Genomic DNA, 7,848 nt, shown 5'->3' on the forward strand with positions numbered 1-7,848 from the left:
CGCCCGCGACGTCACCCCGTCCGGGGTTGACGGCTCAGCCCGGGGCACCCCGCCAGCCGGCGACCGGCAGGGCGAACTTCGCGACCAGCCGGTCGGTGAAGGAGGCGTGGTGGAGGCGGGCCAGCCGTACGGGGACGGCGCCCCGGCGCACCTCGACGCGCGCGCCGGAGGGCAGCGGCACGGTGCGGCGCCCGTCGCACCACAGGACGCCGCTGGGCGTACCGGGCTGGACCTCGACGGCGAGCACCGAGGTGGGCGAGGTCACGAGGGGTTTCGCGAACAGGGCGTGGGCGCTGATGGGCACCATGAGCAGCGCCTCGACCTCGGGCCACACGACGGGCCCGCCGGCCGAGAAGGCGTACGCGGTGGAGCCGGTCGGCGTCGCGCACACGATGCCGTCGCAGCCGAAGCCCGTGACCGGCCGCCCGTCGATCTCCAGGACGACCTCCAGCATCCTTTCGGGCGAGATCTTCTGCACGGCGGCCTCATTGAGCGCCCAGTCGGTGTGCACGACCTCCCCGTCGCTGTGCACGAGCACGTCGAGGGTCATGCGTTCCTCTACGTCGTAGGAGCGGCGCACGACGCGGTCCACGACCTTGTCGAGGTCGTCGCGCTCGGCCTCGGCGAGGAAGCCGACCCGGCCGAGGTTGACGCCGAGCATCGGCACCCCGGAGGCCCGGGAGAGTTCCGCGCCGCGCAGCAGGGTGCCGTCGCCGCCGAGGACGATGAGCAGTTCGCAGCCGACGAGGGCGTCCGGGGTCGCCTCCTGGACGAGTTCGACGTGGGGTTTGGCGGGCAGCGGCAGATCGGCCGCCTCCTCCTCCAGGACCCGGACGCCGAGGTCGCAGCGCAGCAGGCCCTGGACGACGAGTTCGGCGCTGCGGATGGCCGCGGGCCGTCCGGTGTGGGCGAGCAGGAAGACGGTGCGCCGGCCGGGGGCCGGGCCGTCCGTGGCCGGGCTGGAGTGCTTCATCGGGGTCCCTCCGCTACCGCTCGGTCGACGTCCGCCGGGTCGAGCGGGGGTGCCCCGGCGCGCAGCCACAGAAAGTACTCGACGTTGCCGGAGGGTCCGGGAAGGGGGCTCGCGGTGACACCGAGGACACCGAGCCCGAGCGCGGCGGCCTGCCCGGCGACGGTGCGTACGGCCTCGGCCCGCAGCCGGGTGCTGCGCACGACCCCGCCGCTGCCGAGGCGCTCCCGGCCGACCTCGAACTGGGGTTTCACCATCAGGACGAGGTCGGCGTCGGGGGCGGAGCAGCGCACCAGGGCGGGCAGGACCAGGCCGAGCGGGATGAAGGACAGGTCGCCGACGACGAGGTCGACGGGCCGGCCGTCGATCGCTTCGAGGCTGAGTTCCCGCACGTTGGTGCGGTCCTTGACCACGACCCGTTCGTCGTTCCGCAGGGACCAGGCGAGCTGCCCGTAGCCGACGTCGACGGCGAGGACCTGAGCGACCCCGGCCCGCAGCAGGACATCGGTGAACCCGCCGGTGGAGGCGCCCGCGTCGAGGGCGCGGCGCCCTTCGAGGCGCAGCCCGCGCGGCCCGAAGGCGGCGAGCGCCCCGGCGAGTTTGTGCCCGCCCCGGGAGACGTAGCCGGGGTCGTCCTCGTCGGCCTTGACCACGACGGGGGCGCTCTTCTCCACCTGGGTCGCGGGTTTCACGGCGAGCGCTCCGCCGACGCTCACGCGGCCGGCCGCGATCAGCTGGCTCGCGTGTTCCCGGGAACGCGCGAGTTTGCGGCGTACCAGCTCCGCGTCGAGGCGGTTGCGGGCCACTCCTGCCACGGTCGGTTCAGCTCCTGTGCTCGTACGGAAGGTCAGCCGGGGACGGGGCCCCGGCCGGGCGGTGCGGGGGCCGGCGGCCCCTGGGCTGCGTCGAGCGCGCTCAGCGCCTTGCGCAGTCCCCGGTGTACATCCTCGTACACCTCCATGTGGCCCCCGGTGGCGAGGTGGTCCACGTCGCCGAGCCGGTCGAGCGCGGCGTCCACCGCGGCGTCCCCGGTGGGGGCGCGGTCGAGGCCGAACGGGGCGGCGTCCGTCCGCCCGGCCTCCTCGGCGGGCGTCGTGGCGTCGGCCGGGCGGGGCCGCGTCGAGTCGTCCATGCCGCGACGCTATCGCGGAAGGCGGGTGTAACGTCGGTCACCATGGCCACCGTCGAGCAGTGCCGCGCCGCACTCGGCCGGCTCGCGGAGAAACTCGCGGGCGCCGAGGGCGCGGCGAAGAACGCCGCCGCCCCGGACCGTTCCCTCAGCTGCCGGGTCACGGACCTGGAAACGACCTTCCTCGGCCGGCTGTCCGGGGGCGCGCTCACCGTCCACGACACGGTGCGCGGGCGGCCCGAGCAGCGGGCCGACATCCGCTTCACCCTGTCGAGCGAGGACCTCCTCGCGCTGGTCGCGGGCGAACTGGACTTCGCCCGCGCCTGGGCCTCGGGCCGGGTCCGCCTTCAGGCCCCGTTCCGCGATCTGCTGCGCCTGCGCTCCCTGCTGTGAGGCGGTGGACGGTGGGAGGGTGAGGCCCGGCTACCGTGCCAGGGCCTCGCGTGCGGCGTCCGTCCTGCCCTCGTAGGCGTGCTTTCCCGCGGCCGTCCAGGCGGCCGCGCACAGGGCGCGCACCCCGTCGGCGCGCTCGCCCCCGCCTTCGATCGTGAGGGCACCGGAGGAGGCGGTGGCCGTCCAGCCGCCGCAGGAGAACCGTCCCCCTTCGGCGCGGACCTCCGGCTGGGCGGTCAGCAGGTCCCGCAGGTCCTGGCCGATGTACGTGGGCCGGTGCTCGGGCACGGCGCGCAGCAGCTCCTCGACGCCCGCGACCCCGGTGAGGACGAGCAGTGAGTCGACGCCGCCCTCGTGGGCCCCCTCGATGTCGGTGTCGAGCCGGTCCCCGACGACGAGGGGGCGCCTGGCCCCGGTGCGCAGGATCGTCTCGCGGTGCATGGGGGGTCGCGGTTTGCCCGCGACGCGGGGTTCGGCGCCCCCGGTCGCGATGCGGACCACCTCGACGGCCGCCCCGTTGCCGGGGGCGATGCCGCGTCCGCTGGGGATGGTGAGGTCGGTGTTGGACGCGTACCACGGCACCCCGCGGGCGACGGCGTACCCGGCCTCGGCGAACCGGGACCAGGGCAGGTCGGGACCGCCGTAGCCCTGCGCGACGGCGAGGGGCTCGTCGTCGGCGGACTCGACCGGTACGAGCCCGCGCTCCTCCAGGGCGATCCGCAGCCCTTCCCCGCCGATGAGCAGGACCTTCGCCCCGTCGGGCAGTTCCTCGGCGATGAGCCGGGCCACGGCCTGCGCGGAGGTGATGACGTCGGCGGGGTGGGCGGGCACTCCGAGTTCCGTGAGGTGGGCGGCGACGGCCTCGGGGGGCCGCAGCGCGTTGTTGGTGACGTAGGCGAGGTGCATGCCGCCCTCGCGGGCGGCGGTGAGGGAGTCGACGGCGTGGTCGATGGCCTCCCCGCCGGCGTAGACCACTCCGTCCAGGTCGAGCAGCGCTGTGTCGTACGCCTCGCTGAGCGGCTTCTCGCTCGTTCCGGTCGTCGTCCGCACGGACTGGGTCATGCCGCATCGCTCCTCGTTCGGTGGGTCTCCCCCGATCATCGCTCATGCCGGATTCCCGCATACGATGCACGGATGAACTCTGCGGGTCCCGGGAAGAGCGGGCTGGACCTTGTCCCGTTCCGGGGCGTGCGCTACGTCCCGGAGCGGGTCGGCAGCCTGGCGGCGGTGACGTCACCGCCGTACGACGTCGTGGTGCGCCCGGACGGGCTGCTGCACCTGGAGAGCGCCGATCCGCACAATATCGTCCGGGTGATCCTGCCGCAGGGCGAGAGCGCGGGGCCGCGTCACCGGCACGCCGCCGACACGCTGCGCGGGTGGCTCGCCGAGGGGGTCCTGGCCGCCGACGAGGCCCCGGCGCTGTACGTCTACGAGCAGCGCCGGGGCGATCTGCTCCAGCGCGGGGTGATCGGGGCGCTGCGCCTGTCGGAGCCCTCCGAGGGGGTCGTCCTGCCGCACGAGGACGTCATACAGGACGTCGTGGAGGACCGCGCCGACCTGATGCGGGCGACCGCGGCCAACCTGGAGCCGCTGCTGCTGACGTACCGGGGAGACGGGCCGGGCCCCGACGCCCCGGCCTCGGGCACGGCGGCCGTCGTGGAGCGGGTGGTGGCCTCGCCGCCGCTGCTGGCGACGACGACGGAGGACGGCTTCGCGCACCGGCTGTGGGCGGTGCGCGATCCGGAGGAGCTCGGGGCGATCCGTGCGGACCTGTCCGGCCGGCAGGCGCTCATCGCGGACGGCCACCACCGCTGGGCGACGTATTTGCGGCTGCGTGAGCGCCATCCCTCGCCGAGTCCGTGGGACTACGGCCTGGTCCTGCTCGTCGACACGGTGCGGCATCCTCTGCGGGTCCGGGCGATTCACCGGCTGCTGCGCGGGCTGACGGTGGGCCGGGCGCTGCGGCTGCTGGGCGACGCCTTCCGGGTGCGCGAGGTGCCGGGACCGTTGGCCGGGGCCGAGCGGGCGCTGGCGGATGCGGCGGCCGGGGGCAACGCGTTCCTGCTCGCGGGCGACGGCCGTTTCCACCTCGTGGACCGTCCGGACCCGGCTCTGCTGGCCCGGACGGTGCCCGCCGGCCGTCCCCGGGCCTGGCGTGCGCTGGACGCGACGGTGCTGCATTCGACGCTGATCGCCGAGGTGTGGTCCCTGCCGGACAGTTCCGAGCGGATCGCCTATCTTCACGAGGCGGACGCCGCCGTGGAGCAGGCGGTCCGCACGGACAGTACGGCGGTGCTGATGCACCCGGTCGCGGAGTCGGTCGTCCGCGACCTGGCGGGTGCCGGCGTCCGGATGCCGCGCAAGTCGACGTCCTTCGGCCCGAAGCCGGCGACGGGCCTGGTCCTGCGCGATCTGGAGCTGTGAGTCCGGCTCCCCCGCCGCGGAGGGAGGGGGCTGTTGCCGGATACGACGAAGGAGGCGGTGGCCCTCCCCGTGGGGACGGACCACCGCCTCCTGTCATGTGCCGGTGTCGCCGCGCGGGCCCCGGCCTGCCCAGCCGCTAGTCGGCGGCGGGCGGCTCGAACGGCCGCGTGGACGGGGCGGGCGCCCCGGCGGCGGCGTCCTCGTCGGCCGCTTCCTGGCCGGTCGCGTCCTGGTCGGCGACATCCTCGTCGGCGACGTCCTCACGGCCGCGGTCCGCGGCGACCGGCTGGTCGTCCGTCTCCTCCGCCTCGTCCGTGACTTCCGCGTCCTCCGGCTTGGCCGTCGCGGGAACGGCCGGGGCCACGGGCTCAAGGCCCTCGCCCTCGTGCACGTCCTCGACGTCGTCGTCCTCGACCAGCGCGTCGACGAACTCGATGCCGTCGAGTTCGGCGAGCCGGTCGGAGGCGTCGGTGCTGCCGTCCTTGTCGGACTCGACGGCCTTGGCGAACCATTCGCGGGCCTCGTCGGTGCGTTCCGCGGCGAGCAGCGCGTCGGCGTAGGCGTAGCGCAGCCGCGCGGTCCACGGGTGGACGGCGTGCGAGGCCAGTTCGGGGCTCTGCAGCGTGACGATGGCCGCGTCGATCTGGCCGAGGTCACGGCGGGCTCCGGCGGCGACGAGGCGCATCTCGACCTGTCCGGCCTTGTCCAGCTTGTGGACCTCGGGGGCGCCCGCCATGTCGAGGGCCTTCTCGGGGCGGCCGAGCCCGCGTTCGCAGTCGGCCATGATCGGCCACAGGTCGACCCCGCCGGTCATCCGCCGGGCGGCACGGAACTCGGCGAGCGCCTCGTTGTACTTCTGCACCGCGTACGCGGCGAAGCCGGCGGCCTCGCGGACGGCGGCGACGCGCGAGGCGAGCCGCAGCGCGATGCGCGAGTAGGCGTACGCCTTCTCGGGGTCCTCGTCGATGAGCTGGGCGACCATGACGAGGTTGCGCGCGACGTCGTCGGCGAGCGTCTTCGGCAGGCTCATCAGTTCCTGGCGCACGGACGGGTCGATCTCGAAGCCGGTGACCTCGTCGGGGATCGGGAGCCGCTTGATGGGCTCGCGGTCCCGGTCACCCCGGTAGCCACCGCGGTCGTCCCGACGGTCGTCGCGACGCGGTCCGCCCCGGTCGTCGCGACCGTGGAAGCCGCCGGAGCGACCCCCCGAGGGCCCGCCACGCCGGTCGTCACGACGGGGCCCGCCCCGGTCGTCACGTCCCCGGAAGCCCCCCCGGTCGTCGCGCCCACGGTCGTCCCTGCGGTCGTCACGCCGGAACGGAGGGCGGTCGCCGCCCCGGTCGTCCCTGCGCTCGTCACGGCGGAACGCGGGACGCTCCCCGCCACGGTCGTCCCGTCCACGGTCGTCGCGACGGAACGGCGGACGGTCCCCGCCACTGCGGCGGTCGTCACGCCCACGGTCGTCCCTGCGGTCGTCACGCCGGAACGGGGGACGGTCGCCGCCCCGGTCGTCCCTGCGCTCGTCACGACGGAAGGCGGGGCGGTCCCCGCCACGGTCGTCGCGGCCTCGGAAGCCGCCACGGTCCCCACCGCGCTCGCCGCCCCGGTCGTCCCGTCCACGGAAGCCGCCTCGATCGCCACCACGGTCATCGCGGCGGAAGGCGGGACGGTCGCCGCCCCGGTCGTCGCGTCGCTCGTCACGGCGGAACGCGGGACGCTCCCCGCCACGGTCGTCCCGTCCACGGTCGTCGCGACGGAACGGCGGACGGTCCCCGCCACCGCGGCGGTCGTCACGCCCACGGTCGTCCCTGCGGTCGTCACGCCGGAACGGAGGGCGGTCGCCGCCCCGGTCGTCCCTGCGCTCGTCACGGCGGAAGGCGGGGCGGTCCCCGCCACGGTCGTCGCGGCCTCGGAAGCCGCCACGGTCCCCACCGCGCTCGCCGCCACGGTCGTCCCGTCCACGGTCGTCACGGCGGAACGGGGGACGGTCGCCGCCCCGGTCGTCGCGTCGCTCGTCACGGCGGAAAGCGGGACGCTCCCCACCACGGTCGTCGCGGCCTCGGAAGCCACCACGGTCCCCACCGCGCTCGCCGCCACGGTCGTCACGCCGGAACGTGGGGCGGTCGCCCCCGCGGTCGTCACGCCGGAATGACGGGCGGTCGCTTCCCCGGTCGTCACGGCGGAACGTGGGGCGGTCGCCCCCGCGGTCGTCGCGGCCTCGGAAGCCGGCACGGTCCCCACCGCGCTCGCCTCCACGGTCGTCCCGGCCTCGGTCGTCACGGCGGAAGGGGGGACGGTCGTCGCGTCGTGCGTGGGTTCCACGGTCGTTGTCGCGTCGCTCGTTGTCACGACGGGGGGCGCCGCGATATCCGCCCCGGTCGCCGCCCTCGCGGCCGCGAGGCCCGCGGTCCGGTCGCTCGTCGGAAGGGTTGGGGGACATCGGTGACTCCTCGTCTCAGGTACTGCGGCTATTCTCGCGCGGCCGGCGTTGCGCCGCGCTCGGGCCAAGTATTTCGGGTCGTACTTCAGGGTTGTGCGGGGCAAAACAAAAAAGGACCTCTGGTCCCAGCGTGAACGCTGGGACCAGAGGTCCTTCAAAGATTGTTCGGCGACGACCTACTCTCCCACAGGGTCCCCCCTGCAGTACCATCGGCGCTATGAGGCTTAGCTTCCGGGTTCGAAATGTAACCGGGCGTTTCCCTCACGCTATGGCCACCGAAACCCCTTCAGACACTCCACCCGTGCGGGCGGAGTACGAACAGGGTCAGCGAACAAGCACACTTTTTAGTTAAGTGAAACTGTTCCAGCCGACACAGGCTGTTCGTTACCTGAGAACAAACACAGTGGACGCGAGCAACTGAGGACAAGCCCTCGGCCTATTAGTACCGGTCAACTCCACCCCTCACAGGGCTTCCATATCCGGCCTATCAAC

The 7,848-nt window shown here is 74.2% G+C and carries 7 protein-coding genes, 1 rRNA gene and 1 pseudogene; 2 read left to right on the top strand and 7 right to left on the bottom strand.

Going from position 1 to position 7,848, the window contains the following annotated elements; translation table 11 throughout:
* Positions 1-34: 34 nt before the first annotated feature.
* Genes ACFYMP_RS31190 through ACFYMP_RS31200 form a run of 3 tightly spaced genes read right to left on the bottom strand, consistent with a single transcriptional unit; the run spans position 35 to position 2,102 of the window.
* The gene (locus tag ACFYMP_RS31190; RefSeq protein WP_388863881.1) at positions 35-973 is read right to left on the bottom strand and encodes an NAD kinase; all 939 of its coding nucleotides are present in this window, start codon (positions 971-973) and stop codon (positions 35-37) included.
* Complete coding sequence (locus tag ACFYMP_RS31195; RefSeq protein WP_388863883.1) at positions 970-1,785, bottom strand: TlyA family RNA methyltransferase; 816 nt, start codon at positions 1,783-1,785, stop codon at positions 970-972. Before ACFYMP_RS31195 ends, ACFYMP_RS31190 begins: the two co-directional genes overlap by 4 nt.
* Positions 1,786-1,817: 32 nt before the next feature.
* Positions 1,818-2,102: a hypothetical protein gene (locus ACFYMP_RS31200; protein ID WP_388863885.1), complete on the bottom strand. Its 285-nt coding sequence runs from the start codon at positions 2,100-2,102 to the stop codon at positions 1,818-1,820.
* A 42-nt stretch (positions 2,103-2,144) separates the two neighbouring features.
* On the opposite strand from ACFYMP_RS31200, the gene ACFYMP_RS31205 reads away from it, so the two are divergent.
* Positions 2,145-2,492: an alkyl sulfatase C-terminal domain-containing protein gene (locus ACFYMP_RS31205; RefSeq protein WP_388863887.1), complete on the top strand. Its 348-nt coding sequence runs from the start codon at positions 2,145-2,147 to the stop codon at positions 2,490-2,492.
* 30 nt (positions 2,493-2,522) lie between these two features.
* Here ACFYMP_RS31205 and ACFYMP_RS31210 read toward each other — a convergent pair whose 3' ends face one another.
* Positions 2,523-3,554, bottom strand: coding sequence for an HAD-IIA family hydrolase (locus ACFYMP_RS31210; protein WP_388863889.1), 1,032 nt, complete (start codon positions 3,552-3,554; stop codon positions 2,523-2,525).
* A gap of 72 nt (positions 3,555-3,626) precedes the next feature.
* On the opposite strand from ACFYMP_RS31210, the gene ACFYMP_RS31215 reads away from it, so the two are divergent.
* Positions 3,627-4,916, top strand: coding sequence for a DUF1015 domain-containing protein (locus ACFYMP_RS31215; RefSeq protein WP_388863891.1), 1,290 nt, complete (start codon positions 3,627-3,629; stop codon positions 4,914-4,916).
* Between the two features lie 136 nt (positions 4,917-5,052).
* Here the strand turns inward: ACFYMP_RS31215 and ACFYMP_RS31220 are convergent, their stop codons facing one another.
* The 3 genes and pseudogenes from ACFYMP_RS31220 to rrf form a co-directional block, all read right to left on the bottom strand.
* Positions 5,053-5,961, bottom strand: a complete 909-nt coding sequence (locus ACFYMP_RS31220) for a tetratricopeptide repeat protein (RefSeq protein ID WP_388863901.1) — start codon at positions 5,959-5,961, stop codon at positions 5,053-5,055.
* Between the two features lie 54 nt (positions 5,962-6,015).
* Positions 6,016-7,356 (bottom strand): annotated as a pseudogene (locus ACFYMP_RS31225) (hypothetical protein); the annotation flags it as partial.
* Between the two features lie 163 nt (positions 7,357-7,519).
* Positions 7,520-7,636 (bottom strand): 5S ribosomal RNA (gene rrf, locus ACFYMP_RS31230).
* Positions 7,637-7,848 lie beyond the last annotated feature (212 nt).

The sequence above is a fragment of the Streptomyces sp. NPDC007088 genome (assembly GCF_042869355.1).
Classification (GTDB): Bacteria; Actinomycetota; Actinomycetes; order Streptomycetales; family Streptomycetaceae; genus Streptomyces.

What these genes read in the sequence shown, in the direction of transcription:
- ACFYMP_RS31200 (WP_388863885.1), bottom strand. Translation starts at nt 2,102, where the DNA reads ATGGACGACTCGACGCGGCCCCGCCCGGCCGACGCCACGACGCCCGCC.
- ACFYMP_RS31210 (WP_388863889.1), bottom strand. Translation starts at nt 3,554, where the DNA reads ATGACCCAGTCCGTGCGGACGACGACCGGAACGAGCGAGAAGCCGCTC.
- ACFYMP_RS31215 (WP_388863891.1), top strand. Translation starts at nt 3,627, where the DNA reads ATGAACTCTGCGGGTCCCGGGAAGAGCGGGCTGGACCTTGTCCCGTTC.
- ACFYMP_RS31205 (WP_388863887.1), top strand. Translation starts at nt 2,145, where the DNA reads ATGGCCACCGTCGAGCAGTGCCGCGCCGCACTCGGCCGGCTCGCGGAG.
- ACFYMP_RS31190 (WP_388863881.1), bottom strand. Translation starts at nt 973, where the DNA reads ATGAAGCACTCCAGCCCGGCCACGGACGGCCCGGCCCCCGGCCGGCGC.